Consider the following 25583-nt stretch of genomic DNA (forward strand, 5'->3'; position numbering starts at 1 on the left):
TTTGATGATAAAACAAGAACCATAAAAAATCCCGCACGATGGCGGGATTTTTTATGGTTCTAAAAACTAAAATATAAGTGACTATTTACGGTCTTCAACTTTAACGAAGTCGCGATGCGTTTCACCCGTGTATAACTGACGTGGACGACCGATTTTGAACGGTGTGCTGTGCATCTCTAACCAATGGCTGATCCAACCAGAAGTACGAGCCAATGAGAAGATAACGGTAAACATTGACGTTGGGATACCGATGGCTTTAAGGATAATGCCCGAGTAAAAATCAACGTTTGGATACAAGTTACGCTCAACGAAGAACGGGTCTTCTAAAGCGATTTTCTCAAGTGCCATGGCAAGCTCAAGCTTAGGATCATTGATGCCCAATGCGCCTAATACTTCGTCACAAGTTTCTTTCATTACTTGTGCGCGTGGATCAAAGTTTTTATAAACGCGATGACCAAAGCCCATCAGTTTCACTTCACGGCTCTTCACTTTTTCCATGAATTCAGGCACATTTTCAACTGAACCGATCTCATCTAACATCTCAAGCACAGCTTCGTTCGCGCCGCCATGTGATGGTCCCCAAAGGGCGGCGATACCAGCAGCGATACACGCATAAGGGTTTGCGCCAGTAGAACCAGCTAGACGTACCGTAGACGTTGACGCGTTTTGCTCGTGGTCAGCATGCAAAGTAAAGATTTTGTCCATGGCGCGAGTGATGACGTCATTGGTTTGGTAATCAACATCAGCAGGCGTGGCAAACATCATGTATAAGAAGTTTTCAGCATAGCTAAAGTCATTGCGTGGGTACATGAACGGTTCGCCTTGCGAGTATTTATAACTCATCGCAGCAAGCGTTGGCATTTTAGCGATTAGACGGATAGCCGTGATTTCACGATGCTCTTCGTTACTGACGTCTAATGCTTCATGATAAAACGCGGATAAAGCACCAACGACACCAACCATAATGGCCATTGGATGTGCGTCACGGCGGAAGCCTTCAAAGAACTTGCGCAACTGATCATGAACACCCGTATGCTTACGGATTTTTTCAAAGAAATCTGCTTTTTGCTCAGCGTTCGGCAAGTCGCCATGAATCAAGGCATAAGCCACTTCTAAATATTCAGCATTGTTTGCCAATTGATCGATAGGGTAGCCGCGGTGTAGTAGCTCACCTTTACCGCCATCAATATAAGTAATCTTTGATTCAACAGGAGCGGTTACTTTAAAACCAGGGTCATAAGACCAAAATCCTGATTCTTGTAGAGCAGCAATATCTAGAACTGGACGCCCTAAAGTACCTTCGATAATAGGAAACTCGTATTCTTTACCATTGACGGTTAGTTTGGCATTAGTGTCAGCCATAAATTGCTCTCCATTGGTTTTAGCTTGTTAGAATAAAATTACGACAGACGCATACCCTCGGTCTATCGTTAGTCAAATCATAAAAATGCATTTAACTCATTTAATACGCAGGGTATATTAGCAGTAATTACTTATGATTTGAAAAGACTTTTACCATCAATAGCACCAATTGGCACGGTTTAGTCGTGTTTATTCACTGTAATTTTTGTATCAAAATATGTCTGATTGGTTATTTTGCTTAGAAAGCTTGTTTTTATGACAGTAAGTACAGCTACATTATCCGCATAATTCTTAAAGAATTTTACGATAATAATGTAGCAGGTTTTATTAATATTCGGGTTAAAAACAGACAGAGTATGCGTAGTAGACGAATTGAGTTTGGCATAAATCTCCTCAAAATTGAGTAATTTTGGCAAATACGTATGACCACTGTCTATTTATTTGTTAACCCAGCGTTTGCCTTTTACTACTTAGGGGATAAATTTGTAATTATCGCCCAGTCATTTTATAATTGTAGGAACTTAACTGGCACTCGCTTTGTGCGAATTGATAAGTGGTCATGATGTAGTGTCGTTTTTCTATTCATACTCGGTTATGGCTGAGTAGCACCAGAGCAACGACGCACCAGCGTTTTGATAAACAATATCTGTAATCCATGGTTTGAATGCTTTTGTTAACTGTTCTATTTTTAAGTCATTAGTAAAAGGGCTGTATTGATATCGATGACGGAGTAGCGTTGTTTTTATTGATATGACCAGTAAAAATAGACTAGTTAATCGATCTTACTCATGTTTATTTTCTTTGTTGTATAATAGACGGGTTGTTTTATAGACCTGTCGATTTGACGAGCGATATTAAACAGTTTATCAATACCTTGTACCGCACGATCCTTTCTTCATATTTAGCGCAAACTAAACGAAGTCAGCTAGCTCTTCCTTACTTTATTCGTCTCGTGTGTTGCTCAATGCTTAATCGACATCAGTGATATCAAGCGTTGATAGCAGATACAGGAGTATAACCGCAAAAAGGATGCCCGCTGTGAAAAGCAACCGACCTATTGATCTGCCTTTAAGCCAAGTGATTAGCGTTAATCGCTCACCGATTGCGATCGCCTCTATCTTGCATCGTATCTCTGGCATTATTTTATTTTTATTGATTCCTGTCATGCTGTGGTTACTACAGAACTCATTGGCTTCGCCTGAGAGCTTTGCAACCGTATTTGACAATGTACTTGTGCGCTTCTTAGCATGGATATTTGTTGCTGCGATTGCTTATCACTTTGTGATGGGTATTAAGCACTTATTCGCTAATATGGGCATGAACGAAGAGCTAAAATCTGGTCGCACTGCGTCTATGGTTAGTTTTGTGATTGCAGCGATTCTAATTGTCGCGTCATTTGTATGGGTGATGTTCTAATGATAAAAAATGATTCAGGAATCAAAAGTGCGACTGGTCTGACAGGTTCAGGCTCACGCGATTGGATTATCCAGCGTATTAGCGCTGTCGTTTTAGCCGTTTATAGTGTGGTACTGCTGGGCTTCTTTTTGACGCACGGCGATGTTACTTATCTTGAATGGTCATCATTCATGACCAGTTTGCCTATGCGCCTATTTAGCTTGGTGGCGGTACTTGCCCTAGCTGGTCATGCTTGGGTTGGTATGTGGACCGTGTTCACCGACTATATTACCACGGGCAAATTGGGCTCAAGCGCAGCAGGTCTACGCTTAGTGCTACAGTCATTGATGATTATCGCTATTTTAGTGTTTCTATTTTGGGGCATTATGATTTTTTGGGGTACTGGTTTCGGTGTGGTTGCTGTTTAACGATAGCCAATCCCCTATAATCTGGATACGGTGTCAGGCTCGCTTAGTCTACTATTTGTAGTTCTGGTGACATGCCTTCCTTGTATCCATATTATATTGAACAGACTATGTATTGATAATATTTATTTATCTGTAACTTGATTTATCTGTAACTTGATTTATCTGTAAAAATAACGGACGTGACTAGCAAACGTCAAAGTCATCCGTTAGTAGCCAAAAATAGTCATAGCCCATCATAGCGTTGGACATCATTGACTTAGCCAGTCACTTATATAATAGGTGCGCTATGGTTTAGTCAGTGAACGAACCCAATATAACGATAGATATGCAAATTAGGTGGTTAAAGGTTGTGAGCGTCATCTACTTTTATAATTGCAAATAGTGGCAAGACAATAAAGTGTTTTGTCCAGCAATAGGATGATTTTGAGACAGCCTTTTTATTTACTTCTAAGCATTAATAGGCATTAGGAAAACCGTAATGGCAACTAGACAAGATAATACCATTAGTAATATTAAGACGCTAAACTACGATGCAGTCATCGTTGGTGGCGGTGGCTCAGGTATGCGTGCTTCACTACATTTGGCAGAAGCAGGCATGAAAGTTGCCGTTTTGACCAAAGTATTCCCAACCCGTTCGCACACGGTTGCGGCTCAGGGCGGTATCGGCGCAAGTTTGGGCAACATGAGCAACGATAACTGGCATTTTCACTTTTATGACACCGTTAAAGGGTCAGATTGGTTGGGTGACCAAGACGCGATTGAATACATGTGCCGTGAAGCGCCTAAAGTCGTCTATGAGCTTGAGCACATGGGCATGCCGTTTGACCGTAACGAAGACGGCACGATTTATCAGCGTCCGTTCGGTGGTCATACCTCAAACTATGGCGAAAAAGCCGTACAACGTGCGTGTGCTGCAGCTGACCGTACGGGTCACGCGCTATTACATACGTTATATCAGAAGAATTTGCAGCAAGGCACTGAGTTCTTTATCGAGTGGATTGCGCTTGATTTGATTAAAGACGAAGCGGGTAATATCAACGGTGTTATCGCGCTTGAGCAAGAGACAGGTACGGTTGCCGTATTCCAATCACCGATTACTGTCCTAGCGACAGGTGGTGCAGGTCGTATCTTTGCTGCTTCTACTAACGCTTATATCAATACTGGTGACGGTATTGGCATGGCAGTTCGTGCTGGTATTCCATTACAAGACATGGAGTTTTGGCAGTTCCACCCAACGGGCGTTCATGGTGCAGGCGTATTGTTAACTGAAGGGTGCCGCGGTGAAGGCGCAATCTTACGTAACAAAGATGGCGAAGCGTTCATGGAGCGTTACGCGCCAACCGTGAAAGATTTGGCACCACGTGATTTGGTTTCTCGTTCTATGGATCAAGAGATCAAAGAAGGTCGCGGCTGTGGTCCAAACTCTGACCATATCGTAATGGATATGACCCATTTGGGTGTAGAAACCATCATGAAGCGTTTGCCATCGGTATTTGAGATTGGTAAAAACTTCGCTAACGTTGATATCACCAAAGAGCCAATTCCCGTTATTCCAACTATTCACTATATGATGGGCGGTATTCCAACCACTATTCATGGTCAAGTCATTAAGCCTGATCTAGAAGCAGGTACGGATGAAGACGGTCTATATGCAAAAGGCAACGTGGTTAAAGGTCTTTATGCTATCGGCGAATGTGCTTGTGTCAGTGTTCACGGTGCCAACCGCTTAGGTACCAACTCTTTGCTTGATCTATTGGTATTTGGTCGTGCTGCTGGTAAGCATATCGTTGATGAATTCCATCATGCCGATCATAACTATAAGCCTTTAGATCCACGCGTGCTAGATTATACGGTCGGTCGTTTAGACAAGCTGCAACAGTCGACTGAAGGCTATAATGCCCAAGACGTGGCTGACGAGATTCGTGCGACCATGCAAGCGCATGCGAGTGTGTTCCGTACGCAAGCGATGATGGACGAAGGCGTTGAGAAGATTTTAGCGCTTGGTGACAAGATTGAAAAAATCCATTTAGCCGATAAATCACAAGTATTTAACACAGCGCGCATTGAAGCATTCGAAGTGGCTAACTTGTATGAAGTGGCCAAAGCGACGATGGTATCAGCGGCAATGCGTCACGAAAGCCGCGGTGCTCATAGTGTGTCTGACTATGACCGTCCAGAAGATGATGATTACGCACCAAATGGCCGTAATGACCACGAGTGGATGAAGCATACCTTATGGTATTCTGAAGGCAATCGCATCATTTATAAGCCAGTTCGTAAGGTACCACTAACGGTTGATTATATCGAACCGAAAGTTCGCGTCTACTAATTTTAGACTGCGCAATTTAGCGATACGAACAGCGTAAACGTTTTATTTTTTATTCATTTATTAAAAGGTGACCGCCAGCTACATGCTCATGCCAGCGTGACAATATGATTAGTTGATATTTGATAATTACTGTCAATATGGGCTAATCAATAGCGCTGATATGCTGCAACCTTTGTATGCCCGCCATCACCTACGTGTGGAGTTTAGCATTATGAGCCGAGGTACTCGCACCATCGAAATCTATCGCTACGATCCTGATCTGGACGCAGCGCCGCGCATGCAAACGTATACGATTGAGTTGCTAGACTCAGATCGTATGTTGCTTGACGTGTTATTACGCCTGAAAAAGGAAGACGAAACACTGACCTTCCGTCGCTCTTGCCGTGAAGGTATTTGTGGCTCTGATGGCATGAACATCAATGGCAAAAATGGCCTAGCGTGTCTCATTAACATGAACACTCTGCCAGAAAAAGTCACGGTTCGTCCATTACCAGGTCTACCTGTTGTTCGCGATTTGGTTGTTGATATGAACCAATTCTATGAGCAATATGAGAAAGTACATCCGTACTTGATCAATGACCAGCCAGCGCCGCCAACTGAGCGTTTGCAGTCACCTGAGCAACGCGAAAAGCTAAACGGTTTGTACGAATGTATTCTATGCGCATGCTGTTCAACCAGCTGCCCATCGTTCTGGTGGAACCCTGATAAATTCTTAGGTCCATCAGCACTACTGCATGCTTATCGCTTCGTGGCTGATAGCCGTGATGGTGATACGCAAGCACGTTTGGCGCGCTTAGATGATCCATTTAGCCTATTCCGTTGCCGCGGTATCATGAACTGTGTATCAGTTTGTCCAAAAGGTTTAAATCCAACCAAAGCAATTGGTCATTTACGTAATATGCTCATTGACCAAGCAGGTTAATCGTTTATAATTGTCTGGTTTTTTTGCAGATAGCGTACGAAAGACACCACCTAATCATTAGGTGGTGTTTTTTATGAGCAATATATCTGAGATTCTTTGATTGTCTTTCAGTGTCAGATAGGGCTTATAGAGACGATTATTCGACATGGTTAAAGGTAAGGCTGGGCTATCAATACGTTGGTTGTATGTAAGAAGGCATGATATATACGTCAGCAATCTATCAAAAAAGCGAAATAGGACTCCACCCGACATTAGGGCGGAGGGGAATGTCGCTTAGTATTTATTATATTCGGTGGTGTGTCAAAAAATATGTTGACTAAAATTTGAACAATTTTGAAGCCTTGAAAGCTCTATGGAATCAGAGAAATTAGCATAGACTTCGTATTAAATTTTTTCGTCACCATACTTTTTAGAACACCGCCTTATATTTTTATACAGATTAGTTACTGAAATAAATCGTGTTAATCTTTAGTATTGATAACATGTCAGACGAAAACGAATTGGTGTTATGAAAATCAGTAAAGCGTATAAGTTTAGGCTTGAGCCTAACGTAGAGCAAGAGGTTATCTTAAATAACCTTGTTGGTTCTGCGCGCTTTGTTTGGAATCAAATGCTGGCCATATCGTTTGAGATGTTTGTTAAGAATGAGTTTATTAATGCAACGAATTTGGTTAATAAAATCATGGATATTAAAGCCAATCCTGATTTTGCATTCTTAAAAACAAGCTCCAATGCGGTATCTTTACAACAGAAAGTTCGTGATCTCGCTTCTGCTTGGTCGCGCTTTTTTGACCCTAAAGTTCATGCAAGGCTGAAAGAAAATAACAGAAAACCTAGAAAAACTAAATGCCTCAAGCTTGCCGACGGCACTGAAATCCAACTACGCCCACTCATGCCGCGTTTTAAACGTAAATCAGATGGTCGAGATTCAATCCGCTTGGTTCAGTTTGATAAATATTGCCGCGTTAAGGGCAATCGCGTCAAATTACCGAATGGTATTGGCTTGGTGAAGTTTAAAAAATCTCAAGAGATCATAGGTGTCATAAAGAATATCACCATCAGTAAGAAATCCGGCCATTGGTACGTGTCTTTCGGTACGGAGCGTGAGGTTGAAACACCGACCCATCCGTCCAAAACCGCCATTGGTATTGATTTAGGGATTACTAATTTTATCACTACCTCAAACGCTGATATTATTCAGCCCAAAAATAGCTTCAAAGCCAATCAAGTCAAGATAGCAAGGCTACAGCGCCAATTAAGCCGCAAGGTCTTATTTAGTAATAATTGGAAAAAGCAAAACCGTAAAATCCAAAAGCTTCACCATCATATCGCCAATATTCGCCATGACTACTTGCATAAGATCACCACTGACATCAGCAAAAACCACGCCATGATTGTCTGTGAGGATTTGAAAGTAGCTAATATGTCGAAATCAGCAAGTGGTACGCTTGAAAACAAAGGTCGCAATGTCAGAGCCAAATCAGGATTGAATAAATCAATTCTTGATCAGGGTTTGGCTAGTAAACCCAAGATTTACTAGCCAAACCTGTTTTGAGTGCAAGCATGTTGCCAAAGAAAATAGACGCACCCAAGCAAAATTTGAGTGCGTTGAATGTGGTTATATTGCGAATGCTGATGTTAATGCAGCTCGTAATATTCTTACGGTAGGACATGCCGTTTTGTCTGTGGAGGGAGGACGCGGTAAAGGTCGCCCGATGAAACAGAAAGCTTGTGACCTTCGTGAGAAAGTCACCTAAGAGCTTTTTCTTTTAGAATCCCACACTTGAGCTTGTCGAAAGTGGCGGGAGTATGTCAAATAATTGGTGTTAGAAAAAAGTATTCAGCCAGAGATATTCACCACGTTAAATGTTAGAATAGCGCATTATTTTAATAATTAGTCGTTTTGACGAACCATTATCAGTCGTTAATGTTTAACTTAATGATAAATAAGTATTCAAAACAAGTAGTAGAATGAATAATGCACTCAAAATGATAGTAGATATTCATTACCTAAATAGTTAGTATTGAATAAACAAACTATGGCGCGAAACGCTGTCATGCTACTCTATACAGCAACGTATGTTTGCCATAAAAAAAGTAATGATAGCTTGGAAATAACCAGACGTTCCAGCGAGGATAGCCAAATAATAGGCCAGCTGAAGGCGTCAATAATTCATCGATCGTTTATCTTTGATGAATTGGTTATGACTAACTTCAGTATATATAAATTAATGTTGTGAGACGAGTCAGATAACAAAACTGGACGTTCACAAATAATTATATTTTTAATATAGGTATTGTAATGGCACTTATTATCACTATTTAGCATCACTGTCTGTCATAAGCAAAAGTACAGATAAGCGTACTTCTTTTATAGTAATAAGTGTGGTTCATAAATCAGTACTGAACAGAATACGATTGAGTTTTTATAGCATTAAGTATTTAGATGTCTCACATACAACAGATTACACAATAATAAGCACGATTCCATTCATTTATCTATCAAATAGACGATTATTATGAATAGTATAACTAAAGAAGCCGCAAGCCTAGGACATACAGAACTGGCTGCTGACAACGCCAGCTATATAGAAGCTCTTTATGAGCAGTACCTAAACGATCCTGATAGCGTTGATACCGATTGGCAAACGTATTTTGAACAATACAAATCGCCAAACGATGCACAGCATAACGCTATTAAGGAACAGTTTTTGTTGCTTGCTCGCAACCAAACTGCCAACAAAGCCAGCACTCAAGCGCCTGATCAAAGTGCAGGCTTAGCCGACTGTGCCAACCCTAAACAAATGGGTGTACAACAGCTAATTTCAGCTTACCGTCGCCGTGGTCATCGCCGTGCCAAGCTTGATCCATTAAATCTACATCCACGTGCAGAAGTGGAAGATTTGACCCTTGCTTATCATAATCTTTCAGAAGCTGATCTTGATACCGTATTTCCTACCAATGATTTAAATATCGGTAAAGACGAAGCGCCTTTACGTGAAATCATCGAAATTATGGAACGTGTTTACTGCCGTTACATTGGTACTGAATACATGCACGTTACCACCAGTACTGAAAAACGCTGGATGGAAAAGTATCTAGAAACCAACTTAGGTTACATCAAGTTTGATAAAGAAAAGCGCTTATCTATTCTTGAGCGCCTAACAGCAGCTGAAGGTCTAGAAAAATACTTAGCACGTAAATATACGGGCGTTAAGCGTTTCGGACTAGAGGGCGGCGAAAGCTTTATCCCTGCTATCAATGAAATCATCCAACGTGCAGGCGGCTATGGCACTAAAGAGATGGTCATTGGTATGGCTCACCGTGGTCGCCTAAACCTACTGGTCAATATCTTAGGTAAAAACCCTGCGGACTTGTTCGACGAGTTTGATGGTAAAGTACAGCCAGAAAAAGGCTCAGGTGACGTTAAATACCATAATGGTTTTTCATCAAACGTGATGACGCCAGGCGGTGAAGCGCATTTGGCTTTAGCATTTAACCCATCACATCTTGAGATTGTCGCGCCAGTATTGCAAGGCTCTGTACGCGCACGTCAAGTTCGCCGTAATGACGAGCCTTTAATGGAACATACTGATGGTAACTCAGTATTGCCAATCGTTATTCATGGTGATGCGGCGTTTGCTGGTCAAGGTGTGGTTCAAGAAACGTTCCAAATGTCACAAACCCGTGCTTATAGCACTGGTGGTACAGTACATATTGTGATCAATAACCAAGTCGGTTTCACGACGAGCCGTCAAGAAGATGTGCGTTCGACTGAATACTGTACTGACGTTGCAAAAATGGTACATGCACCTATTCTACATGTGAACGGTGATGATCCTGAGTCGGTGGTATTTGCCGCACAGTTAGCATTAGATTATCGTCATGAGTTTGATAAAGACATCATTATCGATCTGTTCTGCTATCGCCGTAACGGTCACAATGAAGCCGATGAGCCATCAGCGACTCAACCACTCATGTATGCCGTTATTAAGAAGTTACCAACGACTCGTACTATCTATGCACAGAAGCTTATTGCTGAGGGCGTCTTAAGTGCTGAAGAAGAAAAACAGTATGAAGATGACTATCGTGAATCTTTAGACCGTGGTGATTACGTTGCCAACTCGCTGGTTCAAGAACCTAACGAGCAGCTATTTGTTGATTGGAAACCTTATTTAGGTCACGAATTGGTAGATGATTGGGATACCAGTGTCGACATCGAGACTCTAAAAGGTTATGGACGTCGTATGGCGGAAATGCCCGAAGGCTATAAGTTACAACGCCAAGTACAAAAAGTGGTTGAGCAGCGCTTAGCCATGCAAACAGGCGAAGAGCCGTTGAACTGGGGTGCAGCTGAAACATTGGCATACGCATCACTAGTCGATAACGATGAAGTATTGGTACGTATTACTGGTGAAGATGTTGGTCGTGGTACTTTCTCACATCGTCATAGCGAAATTTACAATATGGATGATGGCAGCATGTATGTGCCATTGGCTCATATTAGTGAAACCCAAGCCCGCTTTGCTACTTATAACTCATTGTTATCAGAAGAAGCGGTACTTGCATTCGAATATGGTTATGCAACGACAGTACCAAATGCCTTGATCGTTTGGGAAGCGCAGTTTGGTGACTTCGTCAACGGCGCACAGGTGGTGATTGACCAGTTTATCTCAAGTGGTGAAACCAAGTGGCAGCGCATTTGTGGTCTAACTATGTTGTTACCGCATGGTTTTGAAGGTCAAGGTCCTGAGCATTCATCTGCACGTCTTGAACGTTTCTTACAGCTATGTGCTGAAGACAATATGCAAGTGATTACGCCAACGACACCTGCCCAGATCTATCATGCGCTACGTCGTCAAGCGGTTCGCCCAATTCGCAAGCCATTGATTGTTATGTCACCGAAGAGCTTGTTACGTCATAAGTTGGCAACTTCTAATCTTGAAGAGCTGGCGAATGGTAAGTTTGAGACGGTATTGCCAGAGATTGACAATCAAAACGCTGACAAAGTCACTCGTATGGTGCTTTGTGGTGGTAAGGTTTATTACGATTTGCTTGAGCAGCGCCGTGCCTTAGGTCTAGAGCATGTTGCTATTGTTCGTATTGAACAGCTCTATCCATTACCAGAGCAGCGTTTAATGGCTGAAATTGAAAAATACAGCAACTTGGCTGAGATCGTCTGGACGCAAGAAGAGCCGCTTAACCAAGGCGCTTGGTATTATTTAGCACCGCATATGTTCCGTATCGTCGTACCACACCCAACCAAGGCGAAAGTCATGGAACCAGTGGCACGTCCTGCGAGTGCAGCACCTGCAACAGGTTCACCAAAACTGCATGCTCAGCAGCAGCAAGCGTTAATAGCTGGTGGTCTTGGTGTCAGTGTCGATGAGTTGGCTAAGTAACAGATTGTTTAATCAGAAGACTATAGAAGATAAATGAATCAGGCGATAACAGTCAGTATAATTTAATACAATTTAGGTAATATTATCTAATGCAGTACTGACTGTTTATCACGACTTAACAATATATAAATATCCAAATCTAAGGAGTATATCGATGGCTGATATCAAAGCCCCCGTTTTTCCAGAATCAGTTGCCGACGGTACTATCGTTGAGTGGCATGTCACTGAAGGTCAACAAGTGAGTCGTGATGACTTATTAGCTGAAATCGAAACTGATAAAGTCGTATTAGAAGTTGTGGCGCCTGACGACGGTGTTGTGACCAAAATTGTTAAACAGGTTGATGATACCGTGTTGTCTGACGAAGTCATCGGTCAATTCGAAGCCGGTGCTAGCGCCAGTGCAGATAGTGCTCCTGCGGTAGATCCAGATCAACCAGCAGCGCCAGTACAAGCGAAGCAAGCCGCAGATGGTGGCGCGCCAGTACAAGCAACAGATAAAAAAGACGAAGCGGATCATAAAGATCAAAGCCCAGCAGTTCGTAAAGCAGCAAAAGAGTCTGGCGTAGATCCTAAAGAAGTGGAAGGTAGTGGTCGCGGCGGTCGTGTGACCAAAACGGATATGGCTAACCCAACATTGAAAGCAGATAGCAGCATCAAGTCTGACAGCGGCCGTCCAGTGGCTGAATCAATGGGTGAGCGTACTGAAAAACGCGTGCCAATGACACGTCTTCGTAAGACAGTTGCAAATCGTTTGTTAGCAGCTTCTCAAGAAACAGCGATGTTGACGACGTTCAACGAAGTTAATATGAAGCCGTTGATGGACATGCGTGCTAAGTATAAAGACCAGTTTGAGAAGCGTCATGGCGTACGTTTAGGCTTCATGTCATTGTTCGTGAAAGCGGCAACCGAAGCACTTAAACGCTTCCCAGCCGTAAACGCGTCACTAGACGGTGATGACATTGTTTATCATGGTTTCTACGATATCGGCGTTGCTGTATCATCTGATCGTGGTCTGGTTGTTCCAGTATTGCGTGATACCGATCGCATGAGCATGGCGGATGTTGAAAGCCGTATTCGTGAGCTTGGTGGTTTGGCTCAAAAAGGTAAACTTGGCCTAGACGACATGACTGGCGGTACTTTCACGATTTCAAATGGTGGCGTATTTGGTTCATTGATGTCAACGCCTATTTTGAACCCACCACAAACGGCTATCCTAGGCATGCACGCTATCAACGACCGCCCAATGGCAGTTGATGGTAAAGTTGAAATCTTGCCAATGATGTATCTTGCCCTCTCTTATGACCATCGTATGATTGATGGTAAAGAAGCGGTACAGTTCTTAGTTACCATTAAAGAATTGGTTGAAGATCCAGCCATGTTGCTATTAGACCTGTAAGCTTTTAAGCTTGTATTGGCAACCGCTGATACAAGCTTTTTAACTTTAGTCTAAATAGTGGTACTAGTTGTTTATTAATATATAAGAATGCTTCGCTGATGTGGTGTATTTACCATAAAGTAGAATCATGTTGAGTCAAAAATATGCTTATATATTAATGAGATAATCCTCAGTTTGAATGATACTTACAATTAGAACGATAATTAGAAATAGGAACGTACTATGAAAGACAATTATGATTTAGTCGTCATCGGCGGCGGTCCTGGTGGTTATGAAGCCGCTATCCGTGCAGGTCAGTTAGGTATGAGCGTTGCTTGTATCGAAAAGCGTGTTTATAAAGGCGAGCCAGCACTTGGCGGCACTTGCTTGAACGTAGGTTGCATCCCATCAAAAGCGTTACTTGATAGCTCACATCGTTATGAAGCGACTAAGCATGACCTTGCTGAACATGGTATCAGCACCGGTGATGTTGCTATCGATGTCGAGCAAATGATTGCGCGTAAAGAAGGCATCGTTAAGCAATTGACGGGTGGCGTTGCTGCACTATTAAAAGGCAATGGCGTTGACTGGCTACAAGGCTGGGGTACGTTGGTTGACGGCAAAGGCGCTGATAAAAAAGTTAAGTTTACCGCCCTTGCAGATGAAGCAGAAACGACCATCACAGCTAAGAACGTGATTCTTGCGGCAGGTTCTGTGCCGATCGATATCCCCGTTGCTAAAACTGATGGCGATCGTATCGTTGACTCTACTGGCGCCCTTGATTTCACCGAAGTGCCTAAACGTTTAGGCGTTATTGGTGCGGGTGTTATCGGTCTTGAGCTTGGTTCAGTATGGCGTCGTCTAGGTAGTGAAGTAGTTGTTTATGAAGCATTGCCAAGTTTCTTAGCTGCCGCTGATAAAGACATCGCTAAAGAAGCGGGCAAAATACTGAAGAAGCAAGGTCTTGATATCCGTGTTGATACCAAAGTTACCAATGCTGAAGTACAAGGTGATCAAGTTGTCGTTACTAGCGAAAGCAAAGGCGAGTCATCTGAAGAAAGCTTTGATAAACTCATCGTTTGTGTCGGTCGCCGTGCTTACTCTGAAAAATTACTTGGTGATGACAGCGGTATTCAGTTGACTGAACGCGGTCTTATTGATGTGAATGATCAATGTAAAACCAATCTTGATGGTGTTTATGCCATCGGTGATTTGGTTCGCGGTCCAATGCTTGCGCATAAAGCGATGGAAGAAGGCATGATGGCTGTTGAGCGTATTCATGGCGAAAAAGCCCAAGTTAATTATGACACGATCATCAACGTCATCTATACCCATCCAGAAATCGCATGGGTTGGTTTGACTGAGCAAGAAGCTGAAGCCGCTGGTTTTGAGGTCAAAACAGGTTCATTCAACCTAGCAGCGAACGGTCGTGCATTGGCTCAAAGCGAAGCAGAAGGCTCTATTAAAGTCGTGGCTGATGCTAAAACAGATCGCCTATTAGGTATGCATGCTATCTCTGCTGGTGCTGGTGATATCGTCCATCAAGGTATGATTGCGATGGAATTTGTCTCTAGTATCGAAGATTTGCAATTGATGACTTTTGCTCATCCAACCATTTCAGAAGCCGTGCATGAAGCTGCTCTGTCTGCTGATGGCCGTGCTATTCACGCCATTCAGCGTAAAAAGCGTAAGAAATAAGTCGTTATTTTGATCAGTACCAACTTATAACCTGATCGCGGTGGGGTTGCTATGGCTTCCACCACGGTCATGAGTGCGCCATATGCCTGTCTAATATGTATATACGCGCACTTTTTTCACTTTTTATTAATTGTAAAAAATAAAGGATACAATCAATGAATTTACATGAGTATCAAGCAAAAGAGCTATTAAAAAGCTATGGTTTGCCGATTCAAGAAGGCATTATTGCCTATAACGGCGACGAAGCTGCTGCTGCTTTTGATAAAACGCCAACAGACATTGCGGTTATTAAAGCGCAAGTACATGCTGGTGGTCGCGGTAAAGCGGGTGGCGTAAAGCTGGTTAAAACTCGTGAAGAAGCTAAGCAAGTAACTGAAGAGCTTATCGGTACCAATTTGGTTACTTTCCAAACTGACGCTGATGGCCAACCAGTTAACTTCGTATTGGTTGCAGAAGATATGTATCCAGTACAAACTGAGCTATATCTTGGTGCAGTCGTTGATCGTGCGACTCGTCGTGTGACTTTCATGGCATCAACTGAAGGCGGCGTTGATATCGAAGAAGTCGCAAACGAGACACCAGAAAAAATCTTTAAAGTACATGTTGATCCTTTAGTTGGTCTAATGCCTTTCCAAGCGCGCGATGTTGCGTTCAAACTTGGTCTAGAAGGCAAGCAAATCAACCAGTTCGTTAAATTGATGACTGGTGCTTATAAAGCATTTGTTGAAAACGACTTTGCGCTAATGGAAATTAACCCATTAGCCGTTCGTGAAAATGGCGAAATCGTTTGTGTTGATGGCAAAATTGGTATCGATTCAAACGCCCTATATCGTCTGCCTAAAATTGCAGCACTACAAGACAAAACGCAAGAAAACGAGCGTGAGCTTAAAGCTGCTGAGTTTGACCTAAACTATGTTGCCCTAGAAGGTAACATCGGTTGTATGGTTAACGGTGCTGGTCTTGCAATGGCAACGATGGACATCATCAAATTGTATGGCGGCAAGCCTGCTAACTTCTTGGACGTTGGCGGCGGTGCAACTAAAGATCGCGTTGTTGAAGCGTTCAAGATTATTCTTGAAGACAGCAGCGTTGAAGGTGTTCTAATCAACATCTTCGGTGGTATCGTACGTTGTGACATGATTGCAGAAGCGATTATCGCTGCTGTTAAAGAAGTCGATGTACAAGTACCTGTGGTTGTACGTCTAGAAGGTAATAATGCTGAAAAAGGCTTACAAATTCTAGAAGAGTCTGGTCTTAAGCTGACTACAGCTCAAGGCCTAGCAGATGCCGCTCAAAAAATTGTCGATGCGGTTAAAGCTTAAGTCTTTAATGATTGGTATTTAGCAATAAATACCAAAGCATAGTAGTCAACGCGTGATAGCTGCTCTTATATAAAAATTTACCATTAACATTGAATAAAAATGGTGTTAAGCGTCGCTATCACAAGACAACCGAATACAAGGAATAAATAATGAGTGTATTAATCGATAAAGATACCAAAGTATTGGTACAAGGTTTTACTGGTAAAAATGGTACGTTCCACTCTGAGCAAGCGATCGAATACGGTACTAAAGTCGTCGGCGGCGTAACACCAGGTAAAGGCGGTCAAACGCATTTAGGCCTACCAGTATTCAACACGATGAGCGAGGCCATGGAAGCTACTCAAGCTGACGCGTCTGTTATCTATGTACCAGCACCATTTGTACTAGATTCTATCGTTGAAGCGGTAGATGCTGGTGTTAAATTGATTATCGTTATTACTGAAGGCGTGCCTACTTTAGACATGCTAAAAGCAAAACGTTATATCGAAGAAGCTGAAGGCGTACGCATGGTTGGTCCTAACTGCCCAGGTGTTATCACGCCAGGTCAGTGCAAAATTGGTATCATGCCAGGTCATATCCATTTGCCAGGTAAAGTGGGTATCATCTCACGCTCTGGTACATTGACTTATGAAGCGGTTGCTCAGACCACTAAGCTTGGTTTTGGTCAGTCAACTTGTATCGGTATCGGTGGTGATCCTATCCCTGGTATGAACCAAATTGACGCATTGAAACTGTTCGAAGCTGATCCACAAACTGAAGCTATCATCCTAATCGGTGAGATCGGTGGTACTGCTGAAGAAGAAGCGGCTGCTTATATCAAAGACCATGTAACTAAGCCAGTCGTTGGTTATATCGCTGGTGTTACTGCTCCAGAAGGCAAGCGTATGGGCCATGCTGGCGCTATCATCTCTGGTGGTCAAGGTACTGCTGAAGAGAAATTCAAAGCGTTTGAAGATGCTGGTATCGCGTACACACGTGACCCATCTAAACTTGGCGATAAGCTAAAAGAAGTTACTGGTTGGTAGGATAGGCAAAAGCCCGCTAACTACCGAAACTCTATTGAATTACTGATAAGACACCCCTACAATGGGGTGTCTTTTTTATGCCTGAAAATTTTATGAAAAATAAAATATTAGTTACTGGCGGTGCTGGATATATTGGTTCTCATACTTGTATAGCATTGCATGAAGCAGGCTATGATATTGTTGTATACGATAACCTATCCAATAGTAGCCGTGAAGCGATCAACCGTATTTCTACTCTTCCTAGATAGCTTATTGAAAATGGTTTAATAGGGCATGCTATGACTGTTAAACTATGTAAAATGAATTTGTCATGAGAGAATATATACTTTCAATCCAATAACTTTGTTTCGATTAGGGAAGCACTATGTTAAATATACTTTTTTTTCTTGAACCAGCATTAGAACATCGTCATAACCCGTTATTTAGGTACAAGACTCTTAGAAACTCTCTTAATCCTCAGTTATTATCTTTGAAACTAATGGGGCATAATACTTCCCTGTTGGCTAGTGACGTGGTAATTAAAGCTGCAAAAGATAGTAATGAGCTTATTGATAGCGATAGTATTATTCCAGTTGAGATGATTGAATGGACTAATTGTAAGGAGGAATATAAAAGGTTATCTACATTACAAGACAATAATAAAGATTTTTCGGAAAAAGATAAATTCTATGAGCTTATCTTGAAAAGTTTAAATGGATTTGTACCTGATATAATTATTTCATGGGAATCAGAAGTAGAGTACTTTAAGAGTGTATATCCTGAAGTAAAAGTTCTATATTGTCATCCAGGAGTGTTTTCACGTCCACCATATCCAAACTTTATAACATTTAATACAAAGTTATTAAGTAGTTCCGAACTATCTGAAGAGCCTTTGTCAACATCAAGTATTTCGTTGGATCGATATAGAGAGTATTTAAGACCAATTCTAACTGTAACATCTCCTATATCTAGGTCTATAAAAATTATAAAAAGCCAGTTCAATAAAGTTATACTTTTTCCATTGCAAGTAGATGGTTATTTTACAGTAGATAATGTTATTTCTGGTTATGCAAATAATCAATTTGATTTATTAGTTAAAATTCTTGAAGCTACTCCTGATGATATAGGGATATTGGTAACTAGTTACAAATCATTAGATACATCTTCAGGAGTTTTAAATCAATCGAATATAGCTTTTTTAGAGTCAAAGTTTTCTAATTTTATATATATAAGCGACTTTGAACTGATACCGAATGTTTCACAGTTCATAGTACCAGAGATAGACGGCGCTATAGTTATTTCAAGTGCATTAGCCTATCAAGCAGCACTTTGGGAAAAGCCTCTTCTAACAATTGGAGAAAGCCATGTTTCAAATCTATGTACGAATCTAAATTTAGAGAGCTTTATCCAGAACCTTGGCAAAGAATTTAATAGGGATGCTAAGATAGTAAAGTTAATTAAAGAGACGAATCTTCTCGATTCCGAAATAAAGGATCCCGAATTATTTGAAAATTTTATAAAGAGTTTTAGTCAGACGGGTATTATTAATAAAGACGAGGGAGAGATAGATGTAAACAGTTATTTAGTCAAAAACTCCCGTATTGATGCACTTATGAAAGGTTTTAATAAATCTAACATAAGTAGCTTGTTTCAAGTAGAAGAGCATACTAAAGAACTTTCAGTTCAGATTAAAAAACATGAAATTATATCTTTCGATATATTTGATACATTATTATGTCGGCCTTTCAAAAAGCCCTCTGATCTCTTTGATTTTATGCAAAAAGAGGTAATGGAAATAGTAGGTGAGCATAAGTTCAGTTATAAGCTTCTAAGGCAACAGGCTGAAAAAATAGCTTTTGAAAAATCAATTGAAAGAAGTGAAGGTGAGACAACTCTAGCAGAAATATATGGATGGTTTACCGAGCTAAGTGGTATACGTATTGAGTTGGCTGAAAAGATAATGGCCTTAGAGATGGATTATGAACTAGAGCTTATAAGATTTAGAAGCTCTGGATATTTAGCATATTGTGAAGCGTTAGCTTTAAATAAGAAGATTATACTAATTTCTGATATGTATTTGACTAAAGATTTTATCGAAATACTTTTAAGTAAAAATGGAATTAATGTTTACGATAAGCTTTATTTGTCATCTGAGTATAAAGAGAAAAAACATAGTGGAAAGTTGTTTGATTTTGTTTTAAATGATTATCAAGATAAAAGCATTCTGCACGTTGGGGATAACTTAAAAGCTGATGTAATAAAAGCAAAAGAGAAAGGTATTAAACCGTTTCACCTCCCTAAGGCGTTTGAAAAATTTGAACAAAGTGATTTTTATAAAAGCGTTTGGGAACGAGATAGTCAGCGGCATAGCAATGACTGGAATAGTGTTCTATCTTTGATTGCTGAAAAGTACTATGGAAACCCCTATAATACCCATCATCGAAAAACTTTTTTCAATGGGAATGCAGCGCTTTTAGGTTATAGTGGATTTGGACCTCTCCTATTAGGATATACTAAATGGCTTATAGAAACTGCTATTGTAGACAAGGTAGAAGATTTATATTTCTTATCTAGAGATGGTAAAGTAATGAAATCAGCATATGATATTATGTCTTCATTTTACAAAGATGCACCTAGATCTCATTATTTATTATGCTCTAGAAGAGCTGTAAATGTCGCAAAGATTGATAGTTTAGAGGGGATTTACGATTTACTTGAAGTGGATTTTCAAAAAACCAAATTAGGTATACTTCTAGATCATAGGTTTGGACTAAAGAGTTCAATGATCAACGAGGAAATCTTATCAAGTTATGGTTTAACTTTGGATAGTACAGTTAGTCATAATGATCAATTATTACTGAAAGAACTCATGAGAGATTTGTCTAAATTGATATTTAATAACTCTTTTGAAGAGAGAGAATTATATAATAGATATCTTGAACTTTCAGGATTTAATAGTAATAGAGTGAAAGCTATAGTCGATATAGGTTATGCAGGCACTATGCAGGAATCACTAGCCAAGTTAACTGGTCAAAATAATATCGGAGGATATTATTTGATGACGTTCAGACAAGCTCGGACTAGACTAAAAGAAAATGGATTAGGTTCATCTGCGTATTTGGCAGAGTTTGTAGATAGGCATGATACATTTCATCCATTTTGTCGACATGTACCTTTGTATGAAACCTTATTTAGCGCTTCAGATACGAGCTTCATTAAATTTACAAGTTCAATAACTGGCGATTTAGAAGCGATTTATATGCAGAAGCTAGAAGGTGAAAGCAAAAGAGTTGTTTTAATAAACTCGATTCAAAATTCTGCTTTAGATTTTATTGACGAATTCACTAGGATATTTAAATATAAATTGAAAGATATTGATATAGAGTCTAATAAATCATTAAGAACTTTACAGAAGTATTTTCACCAACCAAGCTATAGAGATGCTGCAATATTATGCGGTATCGTTTTCGAGGACGCTTATGGTTCAGGAGGAGGTAAAGTAATTCTACCAATGGAAAACCAGATCGATAAAGTGAATGGAGTATGGCTACAAGGTCAAAACGTCATTAAAGACTATATAAATGCAGTAAATAAGAATAAAGTCATTAAGAACAATCTTAGCCTTACAGAGTTTCCTCTGAATAAAACTAATAGAGGTATAGCGCGACTAAAAAGCATAGAAAATAAAGTTCTCAAAAAAACAGCTGGGGATAAAAAGTACAACAAATACCTAAAAGATAGAGAAAGTTTTTTTAGAGACTCGCAAAAACCACTTGCTGATTTTTATTGGAAGGTTTTTGGGAGTAAATAAGTAAGCTTTCTTCATCCTGTGTAGTAATATTTTAATATTTAGCGTCCTGATAATCCTTTAATTGCTGATAGTAATGACAATTTTTCATAGTTAAAGGGTTTTATAGGATGTTAATAGTACAACTTTAGAGGTATTTTATGAGCGGAAATCCTTTCATGAGGTTAATTTCTCAAGGCGTAGATGTTATTGATACAGCGAATACAAAATTCGCTCCCAGAAAAAAAATGATTTTTGAACCTAATGTATGGTTGGGTAGAGGTTATTATGATATTGATGAAATGAAAGCTTTTTCATATATCGGTGAAAATGCACTACTTATGAACGTATCAACTATAGGAAGATTCTGTTCTATTGCTAGAAATTCAGTTATTGGTGAGTCAGAGCATCCAATCAACTTCCTTTCAACTTCACCGATATTTTATTCAACTAAATACTTTAAAGATCGAGAAGACATTGGTGGTTTTTATAGAAAGTTTAAAGCTGATATTATTGAAAACTCAAAGCTGGTTAAAAGTTTAACTCCGGATGCTTCAAAAATTATGATTGGTAACGATGTGTGGATTGGTGAAGGTGTTTTCATACGTAGAGGTGTTACAATTGCAGATGGGGCTATAATAGCAAGCCGATCTGTAGTTAACAAAGATGTTAAACCGTACGAGATAGTTGGAGGAATTCCGGCCAAGCACATTAAATATATATAGATTTGATGAACAAGTTATTGATAAGCTTCTGAAGATTAAGTGGTGGGAATATGATATCAAGCAATTTGACGATATGGTTTTCAACGATATCTATAGAGCTATAGAACAGTTGGAGTATTTGATTAGTGAGAAAAATATTAAAAAGTATTTGCCAGCTAAAATTATATGGGAGTAATTAATTTTGGACCTTAATTATGAACTTAGTGATTTTTTTGTATAAGATAATATATTAGCGCAATAAAACTTAATTAAAATATAGAAAAATGGTAACAAACATAGATATGAATATTGCTAGAAAACAGTCGGATTAGCTGATTTACTTTTAGCAAAATATTATTCGTAAATCTATATTATATTTTTTAAATAATTATACTTATTAAGAGTAATGTATATAAGGCAGAATCTAATGAGTGATTTTTATATAAAGAAACTAATATCAGCTGGTGAAATACAAGCAGCTATAGCATTGTGTAATACTGTCTCTCCAGACGACCTGTCCATCTATAGTTTGTTTACTCGTAAAATGTTTAACAACCAATATAGAGAGCAACTTCCTGCTTTTTTATTTGAAAAGCTATCTATTCTTCCTAAACGCAACTTGCCAATAGTTGTTATGAATATAGTTACACTTGCAGAAATGTCAGGGAATATACTTTATATTAGAAACGGAGTTAAGTACTTAGTAAATTTAAAGAATGATCTTGTTTTTAAATCGTTATTAATTAAAGAAGAAGCTGTTTTTAAGAACTACTTTAATTGTTTATTGCGATCTTTTCTTTTCAAGGAAGCTATCGATCTATTAAAATTAAAAACTACTCATAACGGAAATATAGATGGAATGCTGGTAATTCAAAAGTTTTCATCTGTATTGAATATTTTAGATCTTGACCTAGATTCTTTTTCAGAAAGTGTTACTGGGATTGTTTCTGGAGTACCTATAAAAAAAAATAAGAATACATTAATATTTAGAATACCTTCTCATATCTGGAATAATTTCGATACAGTAAATAGCTATAACATAAATAACTTACCATACCCTTTAAATATTGTAAAATCTGTTAAAGAAGGGTTAAATATCGACATAAGCTTAGCGCCTCAATATTCTATGCCAGGCCCTAGCCTTTATTATCCATACCAGAAAAATGAAAGAATATTTATTATTGATCAGCATAAGTACAGTAGGCCTAATGAAAGATTTTTACATTTAAAAACAACACATAAGTCGAGATATTTTTTAGTGGATAGAGGTGGTTATTCTGGTTGGTTAGAGTTTTGCAACTCTGATGTTTTAAAAAATCTAGAAACTGTTGATGCATGGGTAGCAAGTAAATTATTTAATGAGTTTAAGTTAAATTGGCTTCCTGAAATAAACCGAAATGAGGTTTTAAAGAAATATAATAAGTTTATTTTGATAGCTCTTCAAATACCTGCTGATTCAGTTCAAAAATTGAGTAATTTCAAAATTATAGAGATGCTTGAACTATCTATAGAAAAATTCAAAGACACTAATTTTAATATTGTAATAACAAGGCATCCAAATTGTTCAGATATTGAGATATCAAATTATTTAGAAAATATTAAGAAAAAAAATGTATTCATTGCAAGTGAGCCAACAAATGTATTAATTCAAGTTTGTACTTTTGTGATTTTATGCAACTCTTCTGTTGGATGGGATGCTATTTTAGCAAAGAAACCAATAATTAGTTTTGGTAAGTCTGAATATAGTCAGATTACCTATCAAATAGAGTATATTTCTGATTTAGATTGTATTGATTTTTTGGATCTAAACTTATTTATTGAGTACTATGAGAGGTTTTTCTTTTACTTTTGGACATATATTGCTATCAATAGAAAGAAAATAAAAAATAAAATAATTAAGGAGGTAAATAGTATATATAAATTATAGTATTTAGAATAAAAAATATCTATTTTTTAAAATGAGGTGTTATGACTAGTTTAAAATGGTTTTGTTGAAAAACTTGATTAAAATCTATTAGCTTATCTAACTATATCAATGTATCAAAGTAAGCTTTATAGATTTATACAGCCAGGCTATTCAATTTTGCATATAGACAAAAGCGGCTTTGAGGCTGAAATTATTTGTCCTTACTCTTATGCCCCGATAGGAAAGTCTTGTATCAATCACTATAACTGACAAGCGAAGATAAGAGCTAACGTCATCGCTCATCTCTATAAAAAGATGCTGGTTGCGCTTAATTACTTTGAGACCAATATTAATTGTCATGTATTCTATTAATGGTGTAAGCACACTTTAATTTCAAGTCTTAAAGTCAAATGCGTGATTTTTATGGATAACGTATACTTTCATAAAAATAAACGTATTTAAAAAATATTTAATAGATATAGTCATCGTATTCTCTGGCTAACCCCTTACAGTCCTGATCTAAATTGCATTGAGAAAAAGTGCGCAAAGGAAAATTTCTATGCCAAGGATGTATGGAGAATAATTTACCTAGAATTTTCATGATATGAATTGTATTCTGAATTCACCATAATAACGATCAAATAGCAACGAATCTTGTTTATCTCGTATTAGTAGCACCATCAATATTGACCTGAAGGCATTGTCGTCTTCTACTTTTACCATATTTTTTAATGATTCATTTACCTTCATTTATAATTTTCATACCTATATAGTCAATTAGTAGTCACATGTCTTGGAATGATTACTAATATGGAGTAGAGACTGCCAAAGCCAACATTACATGGAAATGATGTATTGTTTATCTGGGATATAAGTTTTGAGGTTTACAGATATTTTATAAAGTATTATTTCATCTAATGGTACTTTATTTAAATTTAACTAAATTTAGGAGTTTTATTTGTCAAATAGACTTATACTTAAAAAAGTAATTGATATTGAAATGAAAGCGATACTAACTATGCTTAATAGCATTAATTACATTGAGTTTGATAAAGTATGCAAACTTATAATTGATTGCCAAGGACGTCTAATTATAACTGGTATGGGCAAGTCAGGTCTTGTTGGACGTAAAATAGCTGCAACGATGGCATCTACTGGCACACCAGCGTTTTTTGTGCATCCTGGTGAAGCTGGTCATGGCGACCTTGGGATGATCGTAAAAGGTGACGTCGTCTTAGCCATATCTAATTCTGGCAATAGTGATGAAATCAATGTTTTATTACCAGTCATTAAGAAACTAGACTTACCTTTAATAAGCATCACTAAAAATTTATCAGGTCGATTAGCTCAAGAAGCAGACGTAGCTTTGACGCTTGGTGACTTTGAAGAGGCTTGTCCAATGGGTCTAGCTCCTACCTCTAGTACCACAGCCACTATGGTGTTAGGTGATGCACTTGCTATTGTATTGTTAGAAGCACGCGGCTTTAAGTCTGATGATTTTGCCTTATCTCATCCTGCTGGTTCTCTTGGTAAGAAACTATTAACTGATGTGTCTGATATCATGAAGTCTGGTGATGAAGTTCCTGTTGTTACTGGTGACACTAGTATTATAGATGCTTTGTTTGAAATCACAGAAAAAAGATTGGGCATGACGGTTGTAGTAGATGGTGAAAATAACTATGGAGTTTTGACAGATGGCGATATACGTCGACTGCTCACGATAAACCAAGATATGAGCCAACCAATTGCTAGTGTTATGAAAACCACACCTATTACCGCTTCACCTGAAATGAAGGCATCTGAAGCACTCAATATTATGAGACAAAAGAAGGTGAACCAGCTTATAGTTTTTAATAGTGATAAGCTGGTAGGCGTGCTTGCTTTACGTGATTTAGTGCAAGCTGGTATTAATTAAATAAACACATACGACTAATGATTATAGTATTGAG

14 protein-coding genes and 2 pseudogenes are annotated in these 25583 nt (G+C 39.0%); 15 read left to right on the top strand and 1 reads right to left on the bottom strand.

Annotated elements, in window-relative coordinates:
- Window positions 1–81: 81 nt before the first annotated feature.
- Window positions 82–1362 (bottom strand): citrate synthase, encoded by a 1281-nt coding sequence (gene gltA / locus ACT3S4_RS11570; protein ID WP_055123667.1) that lies wholly within the window; start codon window positions 1360–1362, stop codon window positions 82–84.
- A gap of 1029 nt (window positions 1363–2391) precedes the next feature.
- On the opposite strand from gltA, the gene sdhC reads away from it, so the two are divergent.
- The 15 genes and pseudogenes from sdhC to ACT3S4_RS11645 all read left to right on the top strand — a co-directional run bounded on the left by sdhC (window position 2392) and on the right by ACT3S4_RS11645 (window position 25549).
- Window positions 2392–2778: a succinate dehydrogenase, cytochrome b556 subunit gene (gene sdhC, locus ACT3S4_RS11575; RefSeq protein ID WP_444761097.1), complete on the top strand. Its 387-nt coding sequence runs from the start codon at window positions 2392–2394 to the stop codon at window positions 2776–2778.
- A gap of 20 nt (window positions 2779–2798) precedes the next feature.
- Complete coding sequence (sdhD, locus tag ACT3S4_RS11580; protein ID WP_227500963.1) at window positions 2799–3185, top strand: succinate dehydrogenase, hydrophobic membrane anchor protein; 387 nt, start codon at window positions 2799–2801, stop codon at window positions 3183–3185.
- 478 nt (window positions 3186–3663) lie between these two features.
- On the top strand, window positions 3664–5514 hold the full coding sequence (gene sdhA, locus ACT3S4_RS11585; RefSeq protein ID WP_198330630.1) for a succinate dehydrogenase flavoprotein subunit: 1851 nt from the start codon (window positions 3664–3666) through the stop codon (window positions 5512–5514).
- 211 nt (window positions 5515–5725) lie between these two features.
- A complete protein-coding gene (locus tag ACT3S4_RS11590) occupies window positions 5726–6436 on the top strand; it encodes a succinate dehydrogenase iron-sulfur subunit (RefSeq protein ID WP_055123743.1) in 711 nt (236 codons plus the stop codon).
- Between the two features lie 508 nt (window positions 6437–6944).
- Window positions 6945–8193: pseudogene (locus ACT3S4_RS11595) on the top strand (RNA-guided endonuclease InsQ/TnpB family protein).
- A 762-nt stretch (window positions 8194–8955) separates the two neighbouring features.
- Complete coding sequence (locus ACT3S4_RS11600) at window positions 8956–11838, top strand: 2-oxoglutarate dehydrogenase E1 component (protein WP_444761098.1); 2883 nt, start codon at window positions 8956–8958, stop codon at window positions 11836–11838.
- A gap of 154 nt (window positions 11839–11992) precedes the next feature.
- Complete coding sequence (gene odhB / locus ACT3S4_RS11605) at window positions 11993–13234, top strand: 2-oxoglutarate dehydrogenase complex dihydrolipoyllysine-residue succinyltransferase (protein WP_444761099.1); 1242 nt, start codon at window positions 11993–11995, stop codon at window positions 13232–13234.
- A gap of 222 nt (window positions 13235–13456) precedes the next feature.
- Window positions 13457–14911 (top strand): dihydrolipoyl dehydrogenase, encoded by a 1455-nt coding sequence (lpdA, locus tag ACT3S4_RS11610; protein ID WP_444761100.1) that lies wholly within the window; start codon window positions 13457–13459, stop codon window positions 14909–14911.
- A 155-nt stretch (window positions 14912–15066) separates the two neighbouring features.
- Window positions 15067–16233, top strand: a complete 1167-nt coding sequence (gene sucC, locus ACT3S4_RS11615) for an ADP-forming succinate--CoA ligase subunit beta (RefSeq protein ID WP_444761101.1) — start codon at window positions 15067–15069, stop codon at window positions 16231–16233.
- A gap of 149 nt (window positions 16234–16382) precedes the next feature.
- Window positions 16383–17258 carry a succinate--CoA ligase subunit alpha gene (gene sucD, locus ACT3S4_RS11620; RefSeq protein WP_444761102.1) on the top strand — a complete coding sequence of 292 codons (876 nt, stop codon included), beginning with the start codon at window positions 16383–16385 and terminating at the stop codon, window positions 17256–17258.
- A gap of 92 nt (window positions 17259–17350) precedes the next feature.
- Window positions 17351–17497: pseudogene (locus tag ACT3S4_RS11625) on the top strand (NAD-dependent epimerase/dehydratase family protein); the annotation flags it as partial.
- Window positions 17498–17622: 125 nt separating this feature from the next.
- The gene (locus ACT3S4_RS11630) at window positions 17623–21048 is read left to right on the top strand and encodes an HAD family hydrolase (RefSeq protein ID WP_444761103.1); all 3426 of its coding nucleotides are present in this window, start codon (window positions 17623–17625) and stop codon (window positions 21046–21048) included.
- A 137-nt stretch (window positions 21049–21185) separates the two neighbouring features.
- Window positions 21186–21749, top strand: a complete 564-nt coding sequence (locus ACT3S4_RS11635; protein WP_444761104.1) for a CatB-related O-acetyltransferase — start codon at window positions 21186–21188, stop codon at window positions 21747–21749.
- Window positions 21750–22155: 406 nt separating this feature from the next.
- Window positions 22156–23655 (top strand): capsular polysaccharide export protein, LipB/KpsS family, encoded by a 1500-nt coding sequence (locus ACT3S4_RS11640; RefSeq protein ID WP_444761105.1) that lies wholly within the window; start codon window positions 22156–22158, stop codon window positions 23653–23655.
- Window positions 23656–24592: 937 nt separating this feature from the next.
- Window positions 24593–25549, top strand: coding sequence for a KpsF/GutQ family sugar-phosphate isomerase (locus tag ACT3S4_RS11645; RefSeq protein WP_444761106.1), 957 nt, complete (start codon window positions 24593–24595; stop codon window positions 25547–25549).
- Window positions 25550–25583: the final 34 nt, after the last annotated feature.

Origin of the sequence: Psychrobacter sp. AOP30-A2-5, assembly GCF_052378115.1 — a bacterium.
Lineage (GTDB): Bacteria > Pseudomonadota > Gammaproteobacteria > Pseudomonadales > Moraxellaceae > Psychrobacter.